This is a genomic window from Streptomyces aurantiacus JA 4570 (assembly GCF_000414115.1).
GTDB lineage: Bacteria > Actinomycetota > Actinomycetes > Streptomycetales > Streptomycetaceae > Streptomyces > Streptomyces aurantiacus_A.
In genome coordinates, this window is record NZ_AOPZ01000206.1 from 1 (window position 1) to 17,921 (window position 17,921).

The 17,921-nt window shown below is 74.2% G+C and carries 19 protein-coding genes and 2 pseudogenes; 9 read left to right on the forward strand and 12 right to left on the reverse strand.

Annotation, left to right across the window (positions count from 1 at the left end; all coding sequences use genetic code 11):
* Together STRAU_RS20245 and STRAU_RS20250 are read left to right on the forward strand one after the other, a co-directional pair.
* Positions 1–811: pseudogene (locus STRAU_RS20245) on the forward strand (CoA transferase); the annotation flags it as partial.
* A gap of 260 nt (positions 812–1,071) precedes the next feature.
* A complete protein-coding gene (locus STRAU_RS20250; protein ID WP_052029175.1) occupies positions 1,072–2,076 on the forward strand; it encodes a CopD family protein in 1,005 nt (334 codons plus the stop codon).
* Here the strand turns inward: STRAU_RS20250 and STRAU_RS20255 are convergent.
* The 7 genes from STRAU_RS20255 to STRAU_RS20285 form a co-directional block, all read right to left on the reverse strand.
* Positions 2,045–2,698, reverse strand: coding sequence for a lysoplasmalogenase (locus STRAU_RS20255; RefSeq protein WP_016642238.1), 654 nt, complete (start codon positions 2,696–2,698; stop codon positions 2,045–2,047). The two genes, STRAU_RS20250 and STRAU_RS20255, sit on opposite strands and share 32 nt — an antisense overlap.
* A 131-nt stretch (positions 2,699–2,829) precedes the next feature.
* Positions 2,830–3,720 carry a sterol desaturase family protein gene (locus tag STRAU_RS20260; protein ID WP_016642237.1) on the reverse strand — a complete coding sequence of 297 codons (891 nt, stop codon included), beginning with the start codon at positions 3,718–3,720 and terminating at the stop codon, positions 2,830–2,832.
* 157 nt (positions 3,721–3,877) lie between these two features.
* A complete protein-coding gene (locus STRAU_RS20265) occupies positions 3,878–4,618 on the reverse strand; it encodes a VIT1/CCC1 transporter family protein (protein WP_016642239.1) in 741 nt (246 codons plus the stop codon).
* Between the two features lie 86 nt (positions 4,619–4,704).
* Positions 4,705–5,979: an amidohydrolase family protein gene (locus STRAU_RS20270; protein WP_016642241.1), complete on the reverse strand. Its 1,275-nt coding sequence runs from the start codon at positions 5,977–5,979 to the stop codon at positions 4,705–4,707.
* Entirely contained in the window at positions 5,976–7,262 is a 1,287-nt protein-coding gene (locus STRAU_RS20275; RefSeq protein WP_016642240.1) for an amidohydrolase family protein, read from the reverse strand. The genes STRAU_RS20270 and STRAU_RS20275 overlap by 4 nt, the downstream gene beginning before the upstream one ends.
* A gap of 9 nt (positions 7,263–7,271) precedes the next feature.
* Positions 7,272–8,156 carry an SDR family NAD(P)-dependent oxidoreductase gene (locus STRAU_RS20280; RefSeq protein ID WP_016642242.1) on the reverse strand — a complete coding sequence of 295 codons (885 nt, stop codon included), beginning with the start codon at positions 8,154–8,156 and terminating at the stop codon, positions 7,272–7,274.
* A gap of 1 nt (position 8,157) precedes the next feature.
* Positions 8,158–8,955, reverse strand: a complete 798-nt coding sequence (locus STRAU_RS20285; RefSeq protein ID WP_016642243.1) for an acetoacetate decarboxylase family protein — start codon at positions 8,953–8,955, stop codon at positions 8,158–8,160.
* Positions 8,956–9,050: 95 nt separating this feature from the next.
* Here STRAU_RS20285 and STRAU_RS20290 point away from each other — a divergent pair, with 95 nt between their 5' ends.
* From STRAU_RS20290 to STRAU_RS20315, 6 genes are all read left to right on the forward strand, one after another.
* Complete coding sequence (locus STRAU_RS20290; RefSeq protein WP_016642244.1) at positions 9,051–9,782, forward strand: TetR/AcrR family transcriptional regulator; 732 nt, start codon at positions 9,051–9,053, stop codon at positions 9,780–9,782.
* A gap of 31 nt (positions 9,783–9,813) precedes the next feature.
* Positions 9,814–10,959 (forward strand): DEDDh family exonuclease, encoded by a 1,146-nt coding sequence (locus STRAU_RS20295; RefSeq protein ID WP_016642245.1) that lies wholly within the window; start codon positions 9,814–9,816, stop codon positions 10,957–10,959.
* A gap of 64 nt (positions 10,960–11,023) precedes the next feature.
* The gene (locus tag STRAU_RS20300) at positions 11,024–11,257 is read left to right on the forward strand and encodes a hypothetical protein (RefSeq protein WP_016642246.1); all 234 of its coding nucleotides are present in this window, start codon (positions 11,024–11,026) and stop codon (positions 11,255–11,257) included.
* Positions 11,258–11,305: 48 nt separating this feature from the next.
* The gene (locus tag STRAU_RS20305; RefSeq protein WP_016642247.1) at positions 11,306–12,100 is read left to right on the forward strand and encodes an SURF1 family cytochrome oxidase biogenesis protein; all 795 of its coding nucleotides are present in this window, start codon (positions 11,306–11,308) and stop codon (positions 12,098–12,100) included.
* A gap of 83 nt (positions 12,101–12,183) precedes the next feature.
* Positions 12,184–14,097, forward strand: coding sequence for a glycoside hydrolase family 15 protein (locus STRAU_RS20310; RefSeq protein WP_016642248.1), 1,914 nt, complete (start codon positions 12,184–12,186; stop codon positions 14,095–14,097).
* Between the two features lie 4 nt (positions 14,098–14,101).
* Positions 14,102–14,857, forward strand: a complete 756-nt coding sequence (locus STRAU_RS20315; RefSeq protein WP_016642249.1) for an SDR family oxidoreductase — start codon at positions 14,102–14,104, stop codon at positions 14,855–14,857.
* 143 nt (positions 14,858–15,000) lie between these two features.
* On the opposite strand, the gene amaP is transcribed toward STRAU_RS20315, so the two are convergent.
* The 5 genes from amaP to STRAU_RS20340 all read right to left on the reverse strand — a co-directional run bounded on the left by amaP (position 15,001) and on the right by STRAU_RS20340 (position 17,536).
* The gene (gene amaP / locus STRAU_RS20320) at positions 15,001–15,579 is read right to left on the reverse strand and encodes an alkaline shock response membrane anchor protein AmaP (RefSeq protein WP_016642250.1); all 579 of its coding nucleotides are present in this window, start codon (positions 15,577–15,579) and stop codon (positions 15,001–15,003) included.
* 6 nt (positions 15,580–15,585) lie between these two features.
* On the reverse strand, positions 15,586–16,278 hold the full coding sequence (locus tag STRAU_RS20325; protein ID WP_016642251.1) for a DUF6286 domain-containing protein: 693 nt from the start codon (positions 16,276–16,278) through the stop codon (positions 15,586–15,588).
* Complete coding sequence (locus tag STRAU_RS20330; protein ID WP_016642252.1) at positions 16,275–16,670, reverse strand: Asp23/Gls24 family envelope stress response protein; 396 nt, start codon at positions 16,668–16,670, stop codon at positions 16,275–16,277. The genes STRAU_RS20325 and STRAU_RS20330 overlap by 4 nt, the downstream gene beginning before the upstream one ends.
* Positions 16,671–16,673: 3 nt before the next feature.
* Positions 16,674–16,859: a hypothetical protein gene (locus STRAU_RS20335; RefSeq protein WP_037660695.1), complete on the reverse strand. Its 186-nt coding sequence runs from the start codon at positions 16,857–16,859 to the stop codon at positions 16,674–16,676.
* A gap of 188 nt (positions 16,860–17,047) precedes the next feature.
* A complete protein-coding gene (locus STRAU_RS20340) occupies positions 17,048–17,536 on the reverse strand; it encodes an Asp23/Gls24 family envelope stress response protein (RefSeq protein WP_037660698.1) in 489 nt (162 codons plus the stop codon).
* A gap of 92 nt (positions 17,537–17,628) precedes the next feature.
* On the opposite strand from STRAU_RS20340, the pseudogene STRAU_RS20345 reads away from it, so the two are divergent.
* A pseudogene (locus tag STRAU_RS20345) lies at positions 17,629–17,921 on the forward strand (nucleopolyhedrovirus P10 family protein); the annotation flags it as partial.

The following is a 17,921-nucleotide window of genomic DNA, read 5'->3' on the forward strand; positions in this document are numbered from 1 at the left end:
CGGACGCGGTGCCGCCGCTGCCGCCCCTGCCGTCGGGGGACGCGGGCCCGCTGCTGCCCGCCGCCGGGCTGCGCGTCCTGGACCTCACCCGGGTCATCGCGGGGCCGGTCGCGACCCGTACGCTCGCCCTGCTCGGCGCCGACGTGCTGCGCGTCGACCCGCCGCACCTGCCCGAACTCCCCGACCAGCACGCGGACACCGGCTTCGGCAAGCGCTCCACCGCCCTCGACCTCGCCGACCGCGCGGACCGGCGCGCCTTCGAGGACCTGCTCGCCGGGGCCGACGTGGTCGTGACCGGCTACCGGCCCGGCACCCTCGACCGGTTCGGCCTCGCCCCCGAGGCGCTGGCCGAGCGCAGGCCCGGCCTCGTGGTGGCGCAGCTCTCCGCGTGGGGCACGACCGGTCCGTGGTCCGGCCGTCGCGGCTTCGACAGCCTGGTGCAGGCGGCGTCCGGCATCGCGGTCACCGAGGGCGCGCCGGACCGCCCCGGCGCGCTGCCCGCGCAGGCGCTGGACCACGGCACGGGCCATCTGCTGGCCGCGGCGGTGCTGCGGTCGCTCTCCGAGCGGGCGACGGAAGGTGCGGGTGGCGCCGGCGGCGCGGGCGGCACCCGGCTCGTGCGGCTCTGGCGCGGACGGCGGCGTGGCTCACGGGGTGGCCGGCGTACTCGGCGGATCCGTGGCTCACCGGGATGGACGGTCCCGCGGGAAGGCTGCGGTACGCCCGTCCGCCGGTGTCCTTCGCCGACGGTCCCGTGAACTGGGAGCGCCCGCCGGGCGATTGGGGCGCGGACGCGCCCGTGTGGCGCTGACCCGGCGCCTTCGGCCGGAATGACATCCCGCCAGTTGTTTGCCCGGACTTGCCCAGGAGTGGGACGACTGGTGAAGATCTTGTGGTGAGCTCCATACCGTCAGTGGAACCAGGAGGCGAGGCGGCGGCCGGGCAGGCCGCCGCCTCCCCGCAGGCGGCCACTCCCCGCAGGCGGCCACCGCAGAGGACGCGGCCACCGCCCCGCGCGCGTGCGCCGCCGAGCAGGTGGCCGCCTCCTCGTACGTGGCCGCCGCCGAGCAGGTGGCTGCCTCCTCGTACGTGCACGCCGCGCACCGGCGTCGTCCCTCGACCGGCCGGGCCGTCGCCGTGCTCCTCCTCGTGGCCGTCGCGGCCGTGGTCCCGCTGTTCGGGCCCGCCGCCGTCCTCGACGGCACCGGCGAGGCGGAGGCGCCGGGCACGCCGGGCATCACCTTCCTGCGGACGGTGCTGTTCGCGGCGCTCTGCGTGCAGGCGGGCGAGATCTTCGTACGACGGCTCGCGCGCCGGGTGCCGGGGGCGCCGGCGTCGGTGCCGCCCGGGTGGGGGTGGTGGGCCGCCGCCGCGGGCTGCGTGGCCGCGCTGGGCCTCGCCTCCGTCGTGGCCAGCGGCAACCTCGTGCCGCACCAGCCCTCCGACCTGGACGTCGGCGGGCTCTACCAGTCCCGGGACGGCCGCCTCGCGCTCCTGGAGGTCAACGCGTTCGTCGTGGCCGCCCTCTGCGCGCGCTCGCGCCGCCCGGACAGCGCGGTGCTGCCGCTGGCCGCCGTGGTCGTGGCGGAGGCGCTGCGCGCGCACCCGGCGACGGAGGACACCCCGCTCGTCGGCTCCGGGCTCACCCTGGTGCACCTGACGTGCGCGACGCTGTGGGCGGGCGGCCTGCTGTACGCGCTGCGTACGCTGCGGCGCTGGCGAACGACCGCCCCGGAGGCGGGCGTTGCCGTACTGGGCCTCTACGCGCGCGTGGCCGCCGTCCTGTTCGCCGCGATCACCGCGACGGGGATCCTCAGCACGCTGCGCCGGATGCCGCCGGACACCGTGACGGACCAGCTCACGGACACGGCCTACGGCCGCACCCTGCTCGCCAAGGTGCTGCTCGTGGCCGTCGTCGCCGTCCTGGCGCTGCTCGCCCGCCGTCGCCTGAAGCGGTCCGCGGCGGCGGGCTCGCTCACCGCGTACGCGCCCGCGCGCGCCGAGGTGGTCGTGCTCGGCGCGGTGGTCGCGGTGTCGGCGCTGCTCACCGCCGTGCCGCTGCCGATCCGCTGGTGAGCACGGATCGGGTCAGCAGGGTCTGCGCCGCGAGATAGGTCAGCATGATCCAGAAGTCCGGCCGTGGAGCCTGCGGCCAGTCCGCCACGTCCGTGGCGATGAGGGTGTCCGACAGCAGGAACAGGCCGCCGCCCGCCGCGGCCGTGAGGCCGAGGGTGGTCGCGCCGAAGGCCATCGCCGTGAGGAGCAGGCTGTAGCCCGCGACCGGGGCCCGCATGTCCGGCGGCAGGTCGGGCCACAGGAGCGCGACGGTGACGATCAGGGCGGAGGCGTACGTTCCGACGACGAAGGCCGCCCCGGGGCGGGCGTTGCCGTAACTCTCCCCGTGGCGGCGGAACAGCACCAGGTAGCAGACGTGGCCGACGGCGAAGGAGCCCATGCCCGCCAGGAAGGCGGGGTCGGCGTCCGCCAGGAGGAGGGTGTCGCCGCCCCAGCCGCAGAGGAGCGCCGCTGTGAGCAGGCGGGGGCCTCGCCTCAGCACGACGTATGCCGCCAGCAGGGGCATGAGCAGCGGCTTGAGGATGAGGTGGCCCGTGTCGGCCCCGGCGGCGAGGCTGCCCAGGTCGGCGGCTGCCGCGAGGCTGAACGCCGCCAGTGCCAAGGTGCCGTAGCGGTGCCTCATGGACGCAGGCGTATCCGCACCCGGAACATTGCGCTGTGCCCACCCGTGCCGCCCTGCGGCACGACTGCCCACAGCGGGAGCGGGCCGAGGCGGCTCGCCACTCGCGGCGAGGGTGGGCCGCTTCGGGGTGCTCACGCGACCTTCTCCGCTGTCGGTTCCGGGGTCGCCGCCGCCGGAACCGACGCGGGCTGCTGGGGCTGCCAGCCCGGTCCGCGGAACACTCTCCCCGCCCGCTCGCTCCAACTGGACGCCGTCTTCAGGTCCTTGGCGATCGCCACGTACTCGTGGGTGGCCACGCGCAGGGGGTTGTACGTGGTGATGTTCTTGGTCAGGCCGTACACGGGGCGGTCCGTCTCGGGGACCCAGGAGCCGAACATCCGGTCCCAGATGATGAGGATGCCGCCGAAGTTGCGGTCCAGGTAGCCGCCCTGGGAGGCGTGGTGGACGCGGTGGTGGGAGGGGGTGTTGAAGACGTACTCGACGGGGCGGGGCAGCTTGCCGATGCGTTCGGTGTGGATCCAGAACTGGTAGACGAGGTTCGTCGCGGAGCAGAAGGCGAGCGCGGCCGGGTGCACGCCGCAGGCGATGAGCGGCAGGTAGAACGGCCACACCGTGAGGCTGGTCCAGGGCTGGCGCAGCGCGGTGGTGAGGTTGAACTTCTCGCTGGAGTGGTGCACCACGTGGCAGGCCCACAGGACGCGGATCACATGGTGGCCGCGGTGCGACCAGTAGTAGAAGAAGTCCTGCGCGAGCAGCATCAGCGGGATCGTCCACCACAGGACGGGCACGCGCAGCGGCGTCAGCGCGTAGACGCCCGAGTAGATCGCGACGATCGGGATCTTCCAGAGGAGGTCGAAGACGAGGCTGCCGAGCCCCATGGTGATGCTGGTGGCGGCGTCCTTGGTCTCGTACCCGGCGGCGTCCTCGTCGGGGTGGACCCGATGGCTGATGATCTCGATGACCGTGAGCAGCACGAACGCGGGGATGGACCACAGCACGACATCGGGCAGGTTCGGGGACATGCGTGCACCGTAGAACGGCCGTTGAGCCGCCGCTAGGGGTTGTTACTGATAAGTATTACCGCCGGTACGGCCCCGGTTTTTGGTGATCTCCGCCAAAGCGGTGCGCAGGCCGGGCCGCCGTCGGACCACCGCGCCGCCCCCGCGGGCCGCGTTCCCCTCACACCCCGGCAGCCCCCAGCAGCGCCCCCGCCCCGTACGTCACCGCCATCGCCAGCGCCCCGCCCGCCACGTTCCGTACGACCGCGGGCCGCACCGCCGCCGCGCCGAGGCGGGCGCTGCTGAAGCCGGTCAGGGCGAGTGCGCCGAGGACCGAGAGGACGGTGACGCCGAGGCGCAAGGCGGCGGGCGGCAGGACGATGGCGAGCAGCGGGAGCAGCGCGCCCGCGGTGAAGGCGAGGAAGCTCGCCCACGCGGCGTGCCAGGGGTTGGTGAGCTCGTCGGGGTCGATACCGAGCTCCACGCGCGCGTGGGCGCGCAGCGCGTCGCGTTCGGTGAGCTGTTCGGCGGCCTCGCGGGCCACGTCGCGGCTGAGTCCGCGGGCGGCGAGCAGGTCGGTCAGCTCGGTGAGTTCGGCCTCCGGCTGCTCGCGCAGCTCGCGCTTCTCCATGGCCAGGGCGGCCTTCTCCGAGTCGCGCTGGGTGGACACGGAGACGTACTCGCCGGCGGCCATCGACATGGAGCCGGCGAGCAGTCCCGCGAGGCCCGCCGTCAGGATGGTCGCGCGCTCACTGGTGGCGCCCGCGACGCCGACGACGAGGCCCGCGGTGGACACGATGCCGTCGTTCGCGCCGAGGACGGCGGCCCGCAGCCAGTTGAGGCGGGTGCCGAGCGCGCCGCCGTGGGCCTCGTCGTGGTCGGGTGCGGTGGTACCGCCCTCGCCGGGTGCCTGATCGCTCACCCGGGGAGGGTCTCACCCGCGCGGCCGCGCACCGGGCAGCGGCGCACCGGCGCGGCCCGGGTCGCCCCGGGCACGGCCCGCCCCGGTCACCACACCCGCGCCCCGCCGCCCGGCGCGAACACCGGGCTCGTCGCCCCGGCCGGCGGTTCCTTCAGGGGTTCGGCGATCTCCCCGACGGTGGGCCCCACCCGGGCCGCGATCTTGTCCAGGCAGGACAGGTCGAACCCGTACACACGGGCCGCGTTGCCGCCGACCATCGCCGCGACCTCGGCCGCGGGCAGGCCCGCGTAGGCGGTGCGCAGGCCCTCGCGCGAGTAGGGGTGGGTGCCCTCGTCGTGCGGGTAGTCGCTGCCCCACATGATCTTGTCGAGGCCGACGCGGTCGCGCAGGGCCGCCTCGTGCGGCCGCATGAAGCTGGCGCCCACGTAGCAGTTGTCGCGCCACACCTCGGAGGGCCCCTTGCCCATGGCCTCGGCGAGTCCGGCGCCGAACTTGGACTCGGCGGTGTCCCGGCGCGAGACGGCCGCGACGAGCCGCCCGTGGTAATAGTCCAGCATTGCCAACACGCCCGGGATCCAGCCGGAGCCCTGCTCGGTGAGGACCAGCTTCAGCTCCGGGTGGCGCCGGAACGCGCCGCCGAACATCAGGTGCCACAGCGCCCGGTGCGAGAACCACGTCGTCTCCACCATGAACACCGCGCGCGCGGCGGGCTCCTCGCCCAGCGGCGGGGATGCCGATCCGGCGTGGTGGTTCACGGGCACGCCCAGCTCCGCGCAGACGGCCCAGAGCGGGTCGTACGTCCCCGAGTACAGCTCGGGCAGCCCCGACCCCGGTGGCGTACCGGGAACGAGGACCCCGCCGGTGAGACCCGCGCCGACCGCCCTGCGGATCTCCTTCACCGCCTCCTCGACGTCGTTGAGGAGGATCTGGAAGACGCCCGCCCTGCGCCCGGGCGCCGCCCCGCAGAAGTCGGCGAGCCAGCGGTTGTGCGCGCGCAGGCCCGCCCAGCGCTGCTCGTACTCCTGGCGGGTCGGCGCCGGGGCCATCAGGGACGCCGAAGGGAAGAACGGCGGGATGGTGTTGGGGAAGACGACCTCGGCGACGATGCCGTCCGCCTCCAGCTCGGCGACGCGGCGGTCCGAGTTCCAGTTCCGGTCGGCGGTGTCGGCGAGCAGGTCCTCGTACGGATTGACGTAGGTGGCCGCCCAGGCGTCGAAGGCGTCGTGGTGACGCTTCTCCAGATACGGCTTGTAGTCGAGCAGGTCGGCGCCGGCGTGGCAGTCGGCGGAGATGACGGTGTAGCGGTCGGTCGCCGCGTAGGCCGGGGAGCCGGCGCGCGTCACGGGATCTGTGTACGTCATGGGGTCACCCCGAGCGTCGGGAAGTCGTGGTCGGTCAGCCAGTGGCGGCCCACCTCGCGCGAGCGCGCCCAGGACGCCTCCACGGCCTCCTGGTCGTCCGCCTGGCCGAGGTCGGCGGGGGTCGGGCCGATGCGGCGGGCCAGCGGCGCGAGGCGCTCGGTGTCGAAGCCGAAGACCTCGGCGGCGGCCAGGCCCAGCATCCGCCGGGTCTCCGCCACCGGGATGTCGTGGAAGGTCTTCGCGAGCCACGCGCGCGTGTCGGGCCAGGTGCCCTCGGGGTGCGGGAAGTCGCTGCCCCACAGGATGTTGTCGACGCCGATCTCGTAGCGCTGGGCCAGCTCGCGGCGCTTGGTGTTGGTGGCGCAGACGAAGATCTGCCGGTCCAGGTACTCGTGCGGCGGGCGCTTCAGCTCGGCGAACGGCGACAGCTTCTTGCCGCCGTGCGCGCCCAGGTAGAGGCGGTCCATGAACCACAGCAGGTTCGGCAGCCACCAGCAGCCCGACTCCGCGACCCCGAACTTGAGACCCGGATGCCGCTCGAAGACCCCGGACCACAGCAGGAACCACAGGGGCCGCGCGGGCCACCACGTCACTTCGGAGACGTAGATGCCGAGATGGTCGCCGTACTCCTCGCGGGGCGCCGCCCCGGAGTGCGTGAGCACCGGCATCGCGCACTCGGCCGCCGCGGCCCACACGGGGTCGTAACGCCGGTCGTGGTAGGGCGCCTTGTCGACCCACATGGAGGGGATCATCAGGGCGCCGAGGCCCGACTCCTTGGCGCGGCGCACCTCGGCGACCACGCGGTCCACTTCGCCGGTGACGGGCAGCAGGGCGACACCGCAGTGCCGTTCGGGATGCTGGGACACGAAGTCGGCGAGCCACCGGTTGTGCGCCTGCGCGCCCGCCATGCCGAGGTCGGGATCCTGGTCTCCGGAGAGGCCGAGTCCCACACCGAAGGGCGCGGCGGTCTGGCTGTCCACGGCGTCGGCGTCCGGGAAGACGACCTCGGCCGCCACCCCGTCGCCGTCGAGTTCCTTCAGCCGCTGCCCGGCGTCCCAGCCGCCCTTCAGGCCCTCCTCGTTGTCGCTGAACCACTGGGCGGCGAACGCCTCGTTGCGGATGCCGAGCCGGGTCATCTCCTCGCGGCGCCGGTCGCGCCCGGCGAGGAAGTCGTCGAAGTCCTGGTGGAACCGGGCGTCCAGATAGGGCCGGTACTCCTCGGTGGGCAGGCCGGCGTGGCAGTCGGAGGAGATGATCACGTACGGGTCGTGCTGAGCCGTCATCGTCAACTCTCAATCCAGGATGAAGCCTTCGAGGTACGACGGGTTGGCGCGCTCCAGCATCGAGCGGGAGCGCGCGCGGATCTGCCGGTCGCTGTGCTCGCCGGCGGGGAGCATCCAGAAGCGGTCGGCGCGGAGGCCGTCCACGACGTGGTCGGCGACCTCCTCGACCGGGGTGAAGGCCACCTCGTGCCCGGCCTCCTTCATGGCCGTCTCCCACTGGCCGAGGCTGCGGTAGGGCGCCTTGCGGGGGCGGGACTTGGCGTACCGCTCGGGGCGGTTGCGGTGCGACTCCCACAGGCCGGTGCGCAGCATGTGGGGCCCCGGGAACAGCACGGAGGCGCCCACGCGCGCGTGCTCCGCCTTCAGATGCGCGTACAGCGACTCGGTCATCGTCACGACGGCCGCCTTGGTCACCGCGTACACCGAAGCGGTGGGCAGCGGGGCGATGCCGCCGTCCCCGGAGGACGTGTTGACGACGTGGCCCTCCTCGCCGCCCGCGAGCATCCGCGGCACGAACGCCTGGATGCCGTGGAAGACGCCCCCCACGTTGACTTCGAAGGCCCACTTCCAGTCGTTCGGCTCGTGCTCCCACATCCGGCCCTCGGCGCCGGAGCCGACCCCGGCGTTGTTGCACAGCACGTGCACGGCCCCGAACCTGTCGTACGCGTCCTCGGCGAGCGCGAAGACCTGCTCGCGCACGCCGACGTCGACCACGCGCGCGTGCACCGTCGCCCCGTCCGCGCGCAGCCCGGCCGCCGCCTTCTCCAGGGCGCCCTCCTCGACGTCGGCGAGGACCACCGCCAGGCCGTCCGCCGCGAACCGCCGCGCGAGGGCGAGCCCGACGCCGCTCGCGGCGCCCGTGACGACGGCGATCTGTCCCGCGCGCAGCTCCATCTCAGACGCTCCCCTCGGGCGGCCCGTCGAGGATCTGCCGGGGGTCGTCGTAGCGCTGGTGGATGTACGGCAGCAGGGCCTGGGCGCTCACCCGCTCCACCACCCGGCCGCGCTGGTCGCTGGTCTTCTCGCCGATGGTGATCTCCACCAGGCGGCGTACGGGAAGGTCGGCCACGGGGTCGTACATCGACTCCCGCAGCACCACGTCCCCGGTGACGCTCTCCAGCTTGCGGACCCGCTCGTTGCGTACGCAGTGCACGAGTACCGGATCCGCGTCGAAGCCCGAACCGTCCACGCCGGGCAGGAACTTGAAGTAGAAGTCGGTCTTCTGCGCGGGCTCCGGCAGCGGCAGGGAGCCGCTCACGGCCCCGCGCACCTCCACGAACGCGATGCCGTGCCGGGCCATGGCGGCCCGCACCACCAGGCCGTCCCGCTCGACGGTGACCTCGCCCAGCTTCTTCGGCTCCCCGAAGACCTCACGGCCGCCGGTGAGGGCCCGCTCGTGCGTCATCGGCATCACCAGCGGATACCAGCCCGCCACCCCGCCGTGCTCCGCGGCGACGGCCACCGAGCCCGCGCCCAGGGGATAGCCGGCGAGGTCGACCTTGCTGATGTTGGCCCGCACCAGGGGGCGCGCCGTGGGCTTCAGGGGCGGCGGCAGGACGGCCGCCACCACGTCCGGGTCGCTCTCCCACACGGCGACCACGCCCGTGGACCAGATGTCGGGAAGCTTGCTGCTCGCGGTGCGCGTCGCGGCGATCTCCGCCTCGGTGCGCGCGCCGTAGCGTACGCGTGCCATGCCGTACCACCCTTCGCCGAAGGAACTGATCAGAGAACTGGCCGGAGCTGTCAGGCACTTGCGGGGGGTTCTGTAACACAGTTACAACAGGAGCCGTGAAGGGTAAAGAGACGCGCGGTCATCTGGACCGGGAACGGGTCGTCGCCGCCGCGGCGGACCTCGTCAAGCAGCACGGCCCCGCCGCCCTGACCATGCGCAAGCTCGCCGCCGAGCTCGGCACCGCCGTCACGTCGATCTACTGGCACGTCGGCAACCGCGAGTCCCTGCTCGACGCCCTCGTCGAGCGGACCGTCGCCGACCTCGGCGAGATCCGCCCGGCGGGCCGCACGCCCGCCCGGCGCGTGGCCTCCGTCGCGCGCGCCCTGCGCCGCCAACTGCGCGACCACCCGCACCTCGTGGCGATGGTCCACGAACGCGGCCTGACGGAACGGATGTTCCTGCCCGCGCAGCAGGCCCTGGCCCACGAGATGCACGCCGCCGGGCTGCGCGGCGCACGCGCGGCCGACGCCGTGCGTGCCGTGCAGGTCCACGTCGTCGGCCATGTCCTGGTGGAGCGCAACCGCGAGCGCGCGCCGGTCCAACGCCCCGACGAGCATCAGTTGTGGGAAGCGCGGACAGCCGGCCACGACCCGGCCCTTGCCCGCGCGCTCGCCCGGCCCCTGGACGCCGAACGGCTGTTCACGCTGTCGGTGCGGGCGCTGGTGGCGGGGCTGCTCGGGCCGGGCGGGGAGGTGCCGGGCGGGCGCGGCGGGGACGTGGCGAGGGGGCGGCACGAGGACAAGGACGAAGGCGGCGCGGACGCCACCGCGTCCTCCCCTGGGAACTGACTGTCAGTCGTGGCCCGTATCCTCATGGACCATGCTCGAAGACCGCACGACCGCATCGCTGACAGAGGGGCCGGCGAGGCCGACGGCCACCGGGGCGACCGACGCGACGCCGCCGGAGCCATCCGGCACCCCCTGGCCCCCCGCCTACCCTTCGGGGTACGCGGTCGTCGACGTCGAGACCACCGGCCTGTCCAGGGACGACCGGATCATCTCGGCCGCGGTCTATCGCCTGGACGCCACGGGCGAGGTCGAGGACCACTGGTACACACTGGTGAACCCGCAGCGCGATCCCGGCCCGGTGTGGATCCACGGCCTGACCAGCGACAAGCTGGCCGACGCCCCGCTCTTCGCCGACATCGCCGACGAGTTCGCCGCCCGCCTCGCGGACCGCGTCCTCGTCGCGCACAACGCCGTCTTCGACTGGTCCATGATCGCCAGGGAGTACGCGCGCGCGGAGCGCACAGCGCCCGTCCGCCAGCGCCTGTGCACCATCGCGCTCTCCAAGGAGCTCGGGCTGCCGCTGCCCAACCACAAGCTGGAGTCCCTCGCCGCCCACTTCGGCGTCGTCCAGCGCCACGCCCACCACGCCCTCGACGACGCCCGCGTGCTCGCCGAGGCGTTCCGGCCGAGCCTGCGGGCGGCGGCCGGCGGGGGCCTGCGGCTGCCGCTCCTGGAGTGCCGCCCGCTCACCGAGTGGTCCGACGGCGGGGCCCGCGTCGGCCGCCAGGGCACGGGCTCCTGGGCGCCCAACTCCTCGTACCAGCCGGGGAATTGGCGCGCCTCCCGCAAGCGTCCCGCCTGCCCCTTCCCCAACCCCGGGCGGTGGGAGGACGGCAAGCCCCTCAAGCAGGGCATGCGCGTCGCCTTCTCCGGAGACACCTCCGTGGACCGCGAGCTCCTGGAGGACCGCGCCTTCGAGGCCGGCCTGCACATCGCGACGAGCGTGTCCCGGCTGACGAGCCTGCTCGTCACGAACGACCCGGACTCGGGCACGTCGAAGACGACGAAGGCCCGGGCGTACGGCACCCCGGTCATCGACGAGGCGGCCTTCGGCCAGCTCCTCCAGGACGTGGCCCCGGCCGACGGCACCGCCCGCAGGGACACCCCGGCCGCAGACGCGCCCGGCCTCCGAACGGACGTGCCCCCTCCCGGCCGCTCCCCCGCGTCAGACGGGTGATTGCCGGGCGACTCGCCCGCCCACCGCTCGCCCCGCACCGCCGCCGCGTCCCACCCTGTGGCGCATGGCACGTTGTGAGGTCTGCGGAAACGACTACGGCATGTCCTTCGAGGTGCACGCGCAGGGCGCGGTGCACGTCTTCGACTGTTTCGCCTGCGCCATCCACCGCATGGCGCCGATCTGCGAGCACTGCCGCTGCCGCATCATCGGGCAGGGCGTCGAGGTGGAGGGCCACTGGTACTGCGGGGCGCACTGCTCGCGGGCGGAGGGGCGGGTGGGGATCGTCGACAAGGTCTGAGTACCACCCCCTGCCAGGCACCCCATGACGGAGTTGTACCGTCGTGGGGTGTACCGCTTCCTCCTGACCCGCCAGTGGGTGATCCTCACCCTCATCGGTCTCGTCCTCATCCCCGTGATGATCGAGCTGGGTTTCTGGCAGCTGCACCGCCACGAGAACCGCGTGGCGCGCAACGAGCGCATCGGCAAGGCGCTGGACGCCCCGCCGGTCCCCGCCGAGCGGCTCACCTCGCCCGGCCGTGAGGTGCCGGACTCCGCCGTGTACCGCCGGGTGACGGCCAAGGGCACCTACGACACCGAGCACGAGGTCGTGGTGCGGCGCCGCACCAACTCCGACGACGAGGTGGGCTTCCACGTCCTGACCCCGTTCGTCCTCGACGACGGGAAGGTACTGCTCGTCAATCGCGGCTGGATCCCGGCCGACGGGCCGCAGACCGCCTTCCCCAAGATCCCCGCCCCGCCCCGCGGCGAAGTCACCGTCACCGGCCGCCTCATGGGCGACGAGACGTCCGCGGCCAGCGGCATCAAGGACGTACGCGGCCTGCCCGACCGCCAGATCATGCTGATCAGCAGCGGCCAGCAGGCGCACGCCCTGGGCAAGCAGGTGCTCGGCGGCTACGTCCAGCAGACCTCGCCGCGGTCCGACTCTCCGCAGCTCCTCGGCGAGCCCGACCACAGCGGCATCGGCCCGCACATGGCGTACGCGGTGCAGTGGTGGCTGTTCGCCGCCGGGGTCCCCGCGGGCTGGGTGGTCCTGGTCCGCCGCGAACGCAAGGACCGGCTCGCGGCGGCGGCAGCCGAGGCCCAGGCCGAGCCCGTGGAAGCGTCCCCCGCGACGGCCTGAGCCGGCCGGACCGTTCCGCGGATACCGGACAAAGGCGAAGCCGCCCCCGATTGACGGACCCCCGAACCGGGAAACCGTCACCCGTGCCGCGACGCCCCATCGAGGACTACGCCCTGATCGGCGACCACCAGACCGCCGCCCTGGTCTCCCGGACCGGGTCGGTGGACTGGCTGTGCCTGCCCCGCTTCGACTCGGGGGCCTGCTTCGCCGCGCTCCTTGGCGACGACGAGCACGGCCACTGGCGCATGGCGCCCAAGGACGCCGACGTCTGCACCCGCCGCGCCTACCGCCCGGACACCCTCGTCCTGGACACGGAGTGGGACACCCCGGACGGCTCGGTGCGGATCACCGACTTCATGCCGCAGCGCGACCGCGCCCCGGACCTCGTACGCGTCGTCGAGGGCCTGACCGGCGAGGTGACCGTGCGCAGCACGCTGCGGCTGCGCTTCGACTACGGCTCGGTCGTGCCGTGGATGCGCCGCGCCGACGGCCACCACGTGGCGGTCGCGGGTCCCGACTCCGTATGGCTGCGCGCGGAACCGGAGGTGCGCGCCGAGGGCCGCGACTTCACCACGTACTCCGAGTTCACCGTGGCGGCCGGGGAGAGCGTGACGTTCGTGCTCACCTGGCACCCCTCGCACGAGGCGTGCCCGAAGCTGCTCGACACCGCGCAGGCGCTGCGCGACAGCGTCGAGGACTGGCAGGCGTGGGCGGCCCAGTGCCGGTACGACGGTCCGCACCGCGACGCCGTGGTCCGCTCCCTGATCACGCTCAAGGCCCTCACCTACGCCCCGACCGGCGGCATCGTCGCCGCGCCCACCACGTCCCTGCCCGAGGAGATCGGCGGCGTACGCAACTGGGACTACCGCTACTGCTGGCTGCGCGACTCCACCCTCACGCTCGGCGCGCTGCTCGCCGCGGGCTATCTGGACGAGGCCGAGGCGTGGCGCGACTGGCTGCTGCGCGCGGCCGCGGGCAACCCGGCCGACCTCCAGATCATGTACGGCCTCGCGGGCGAGCGGCGGCTTCCCGAGTACGAGGTGGACTGGCTGCCGGGGTACGAGGGCTCGACGCCGGTGCGGATCGGCAACCGGGCGGTCCGCCAGCGTCAGCTCGACGTGTACGGCGAGGTCGTCGACTCGCTCGCGCTGGCCCGCCGCTCCGGCCTCGTCACCCGCCCGGACGGCTGGAAGCTCCAGCTCGCGCTCATGGAGTTCCTGCGCCGGAACTGGCACAAGAAGGACGAGGGCCTGTGGGAGGTGCGCGGCCCGCAGCGGCACTTCGTGCACTCCAAGGTGATGGCGTGGGTCGCCGCCGACCGCACGGTGCGCGCCCTGGAGGAGGATCCCGGGCTGCCCGGCGACGTGGACTCCTTGCGGCGGCTGCGCGACGAGATCCACGCGGAGGTGTGCGAGCGCGGCTACGACGCGGAGCGCAACACGTTCACGCAGTCGTACGACTCGCCCGAGCTGGACGCGGCGCTGCTGCTGATCCCGCGCACGGGCTTCCTGCCGGCCGACGACCCGCGCGTCGTCGGGACCATCGACGCCGTGCGCGCGGAGCTCGGCACGGGCGACGGCGTCTTCCTGCGCCGCTACTCCGCCGACGGGGCCGACCCGGGGGCCGACCCTGCGGACGGCATCGCGGTGGACGGCGCCGCGGTGGACGGCGGCACTGCGGACGGCGCCGCTGCGGACGGCGGCCCTGTCGACCGCGGCGACGTGGACAGCAGCAACGTGGACGGTCTCCCCGGCGGCGAAGGGGCCTTCGTCGTCTGCTCGTTCTGGCTCGCCGACGCGCTGCACATGACGGGCCGGGGCGAGGAGGCCCGCGCGCTCTTCGAGCGGCTGCTCGCGCTCCGCAACGACGTGGGGCTGCTCTCGGAGGAGTACGATCCGGCGGCCGCGCGCCAGTTGGGCAACTTCCCGCAGGCGTTCAGCCATGTCGGTCTCGCGGGCACCGCCCTCGCCCTCTACGGGACCGGCGCGGCAGGATAGGGCCATGGATCTTGGACTGAACAACCGTGTGTACGTCGTCACCGGCGCCACCCGTGGCCTCGGCAACGCCACCGCCCGCGAGCTCGTCGCGGAGGGCGCGAAGGTCGTCCTGACCGGGCGGGACGAGAAGACGGCCGCCGCCGCGGCCGCGGAGCTCGGCCCGAACGCGGTGGGCGTCGCCGCGGACAACGCCGACCCGGACGCCGCCGAGCGGCTCGTCGCGGCCGCGCGCGAGCACTTCGGGCGCCTCGACGGCATCCTCGTCAGCGTCGGCGGGCCGCCGCCCGGCTACGTCGCCGACAACACCGACGAGCAGTGGCAGGCGGCCTTCACCTCGGTCTTCCTCGGTGCCGTGCGCCTCGCGCGGACCGCGGCGGCCGAGCTGGACGAGGGCGGCGTCATCGCTTTCGTCCTGTCCACCTCCGTGCACGAGCCGATCCCGGGCCTGACCATCTCCAACGGCCTGCGCCCCGGTCTCGCGGGCTTCGCCAACTCCCTCGCCGACGAGCTGGGGCCGCGCGGCATCCGGGTCCTCGGCCTGCTGCCGGGCCGCATGGACACCGACCGCGTCCGCGAGCTGGACGGCCTCGCCGCCGACCCCGAGGCGGCCCGCCTGGCGGCCGAGTCCCGCATCCCCCTGCGCCGCTACGGCACGCCCCAGGAGTTCGGCCGCACCGCCGCGTTCTACCTCTCCCCCGCGGCGTCGTACCTCACGGGCGTGATGGTGCCGGTGGACGGCGGGGCGAGGCGGGGGTTCTAGCGCTGGTGTCCCCCACCGGCCCTCCCGCCCGTCGCAGGCGGCCGCCCTCGGGGCAACCCCGGGGCCGACAGTCACGGGCGGGCGGGTGGGTGGGAGCAGCCGCCGCGCAGCGGCGGCGAACAGCTTCCGCCCCCGGCCCCGGATCAGCTGACGCGCTCCGCGCGGTGCTTCACCGCGCGCAACTCCACCGTGGCCGGCAGCCGCTCCAGGCCCGCCGAGTCCCGCGCATGCGCGAGCGCCTCCTCGCAGGTCCGCCGCAACGCCTCCGCCGGGACGGCCTGCGCCTCGAGGAGGAGCCCGACCCGCGCCGAGGGCGCGTTGCGCCGACCGGTCAGGCGCACGCGTGCGCGCTCCACGCCGTCCAGGGCGGACGCCTCGCTCGCGAGCACGCCCTCCATCGCCCGCCCCCGCAGCAGCGCCCCTTCCCCGTCCCCGGTCTCCACAAGGACCTCGGCGAGCCGGCGCCGCCGGAGCTGCGCGGTCAGCCACCACAGGGCGAGCAGCACGATCAGGGCGAGCACGCCGATGACCGTCGGCCACCACCAGCCGTCGTCGCGCCACCGCGCCCGGTCGGCGTCACTGAGCAGCACGTCGTCGCGACCGTCGTGCACCCACCACGACGGCGGCCCGGCACCGAGCCCGACGGCGAGGACGGACCCGCCGACCAGCACGAGCACCAGGCCCAGCAGGCCGAGCAGGACGCGGTTCACCGTACGCAGCATGCCCGTTCACTCCTTCCGGCCCGGCCGGGCCACGTGCACCGACAGCGCGGGCGACCTGCCGAGCCCGAGCTCGCGGATGGTCTCGGCGAGCGTCGTGTCCAGGTCGCCGCGTACGTCGTCGAGCGCGCGGAAGTGCGACACGGCCCGCACGTCGACCTTGGACCTGCTCATCCGTACGCGTACCGACCGCACCCCGGACACGTCCATGGCCCGGTCCCGCAGCACCATCGCGGCGGCGGCGCGGTGCAGCCCGGCCCGCACGTCCGCGTGCGTACGCCGCATCGGCAGCAGGGCGCGCAGCCCGGGCGTCACCGCCAGCACCAGCAGCCACAGCCCGATCGCGGCGGCCGCGGCCGCCCCGGCGAGCACCGCGGTGTTCTCCAGCGGCCGTTCGGCCAGCTCACGGGCGAGTGCGCGCCGCCACCGCATGGCGGGGTGGTCGGCCCGCACGGCGACGATGTCGTACAGCAGCAGCCCGGTCCCGCCGAGGATCAGCAGGGCGAGCAGCCCGGCGGGGACGCGCCGCGCCGACCAGAAACGGGGGGCGCTGCCGTCGTCGCCGCTGAGGGTGGGCAGCGGCCGGTAGTCGGCCGCGGACGCCGACTGGTCGAGCTCCGGTTCGTCCCCCGATCCGGCGGCCTCCATGACCGGCACCGCCTTGGTCAGGTCCGTCCCGCCGCCCTGCTGAGGCTCGCTCATCGGATCCTCCCCTGCGCCGCGGCCCGCGCCTGCGCCGAGTGCAGCCGCTCGACCTGAACCGCCACCTCGGGCACTTCCATGCCCGCCAACGCCTTTACCCGCTCGGCGACTTGGCGGCGCACGGCGCCGCACTGGCGGCCGATGTCGCTGGGGTAGTCCAGTTCGAGGCTGACGCGGATCCGGGCGCTTTCGGACGGGGCCTCCCCCGCTCGGGCGGAGTCGCCGCCCCGGGGACGCAGGCTGACCGTCGCGTGCGGCGGCGCGGCCTCGGCGGGCAGCGCGGGCAGCGCCTCACGTGCCGCGCGCGCGGCGATCTTCGCGACGACGCGGTCGGCGATGCGGGTCGCGCCGCGCTCGCCGGGCGGGACCTGCCCCACGACCTCGGCCGCCACCGCTCAGCGCTGCCGGTCGCCGCGCGGACGGAAGAAGTCGCCGGGTTCCAGGTCCCCCTCCAGGAACCGTCCCGCGACGAAGCCGATGGCGCCCAGGGCGGCCACCAGCAGGAAGGCCCCGAAGCCGCCGAAGTATCCGGCGAAGCCGAGGGCCATTCCGGCGATCATGCCGATCACGGCAAAGCTCATCGTGCGCTCCTTCGCTCCTGCACGCCCAGTGCTCCCCTGCGGCCACGCGCGCCGCCGCACGGCGGCGGCTGCTGCTTCACGCATACCCAGACCGTCCGCCGACGCCGCCTGGCGGCGGGGCGAAAAGCCTGTCGCCGCGCGGAACCCGGGGTCCGGCCCCGCGCGGACGGCTGTGTCCGCGCGGACGGCTACTGAAGCCGCCCGGGCTGCTCTTCGTCCTCGTCGTCCGGCAGCTTCACATCGCTCACCGCGATGTTCACCTCGACGACCTCCAGGCCCGTCATGCGCTCGACGGCGGCGATGACGTTCTCCCGTACGTCCCGGGCGACATCGGCGATCGAGACGCCGTAGTCGACGACGATCTCCAGGTCGAGAGCCGTCTGTACCTCGCCGACCTCGGCCTTCACCCCGCGCGTGACGGATTTCGAGCTGCCGGGCACCCGGTCCCGCACGGCCCCGAAGGTCCGGGCGAGCCCGCCGCCCATGGCGTGCACCCCGTCCACGTCGCGGGCGGCGAGCCCCGCGATCTTCTCGACCACGCCGTCCGCGATGCTGGTCCGCCCGCGTGTCGCGGGATCGCCTCCCCCGCGCCGCTGCCCTCCGCCCTTCCCGGCGGCCTCGGCGGGCGACTCCTTGGCGAGCGTCTGGGACGTCGTGCGCTCTCCGGTGTCGGTCATCACGATGGTCCTTTTCGGCAGGGAATCCTCTCTTTTGTCCACACTAAGCGCGGCCCCGCACCCGCGCGCCCGGGATGCGGCAGGCTGGAGCCATGACGGGTGACGGATGGACCTCGGCGGTACGTCGCCAGCTGGGCCTCGGCCGGGTGTTGCCGCTGGGCGGCCCGGGTGACGGGGCCTGGCTCGCGGAGTCGGCGGCCCGGGCGGTGCTGCGGGGATCGGCCGAGCGGGTGGCGGGGGTGCGCCTGACCGGCCTGCGGGTGTCCCTGGCGGATCCGGACGCCGGGCGGCTGCCTTCGGACGCGTACGTCTCCACGGTGCCGTCGCCCCCGAGCGCGCTGCCGCCGGGCCCGCTGCGGATCAGCGCGCACTTCACGGCCACCAC

What these genes read in the sequence shown, in the direction of transcription:
- STRAU_RS20260 (WP_016642237.1), bottom strand. Translation starts at nt 3,720, where the DNA reads ATGTCCCCGAACCTGCCCGATGTCGTGCTGTGGTCCATCCCCGCGTTC.
- STRAU_RS20335 (WP_037660695.1), bottom strand. Translation starts at nt 16,859, where the DNA reads ATGAGCTTTGCCGTGATCGGCATGATCGCCGGAATGGCCCTCGGCTTC.
- amaP (WP_016642250.1), bottom strand. Translation starts at nt 15,579, where the DNA reads ATGCTGCGTACGGTGAACCGCGTCCTGCTCGGCCTGCTGGGCCTGGTG.
- STRAU_RS20300 (WP_016642246.1), top strand. Translation starts at nt 11,024, where the DNA reads ATGGCACGTTGTGAGGTCTGCGGAAACGACTACGGCATGTCCTTCGAG.
- STRAU_RS20275 (WP_016642240.1), bottom strand. Translation starts at nt 7,262, where the DNA reads ATGACGGCTCAGCACGACCCGTACGTGATCATCTCCTCCGACTGCCAC.
- STRAU_RS20255 (WP_016642238.1), bottom strand. Translation starts at nt 2,698, where the DNA reads ATGAGGCACCGCTACGGCACCTTGGCACTGGCGGCGTTCAGCCTCGCG.
- STRAU_RS20270 (WP_016642241.1), bottom strand. Translation starts at nt 5,979, where the DNA reads ATGACGTACACAGATCCCGTGACGCGCGCCGGCTCCCCGGCCTACGCG.
- STRAU_RS20325 (WP_016642251.1), bottom strand. Translation starts at nt 16,278, where the DNA reads ATGAGCGAGCCTCAGCAGGGCGGCGGGACGGACCTGACCAAGGCGGTG.
- STRAU_RS20280 (WP_016642242.1), bottom strand. Translation starts at nt 8,156, where the DNA reads ATGGAGCTGCGCGCGGGACAGATCGCCGTCGTCACGGGCGCCGCGAGC.
- STRAU_RS20315 (WP_016642249.1), top strand. Translation starts at nt 14,102, where the DNA reads ATGGATCTTGGACTGAACAACCGTGTGTACGTCGTCACCGGCGCCACC.
- STRAU_RS20285 (WP_016642243.1), bottom strand. Translation starts at nt 8,955, where the DNA reads ATGGCACGCGTACGCTACGGCGCGCGCACCGAGGCGGAGATCGCCGCG.
- STRAU_RS20295 (WP_016642245.1), top strand. Translation starts at nt 9,814, where the DNA reads ATGCTCGAAGACCGCACGACCGCATCGCTGACAGAGGGGCCGGCGAGG.
- STRAU_RS20340 (WP_037660698.1), bottom strand. Translation starts at nt 17,536, where the DNA reads ATGACCGACACCGGAGAGCGCACGACGTCCCAGACGCTCGCCAAGGAG.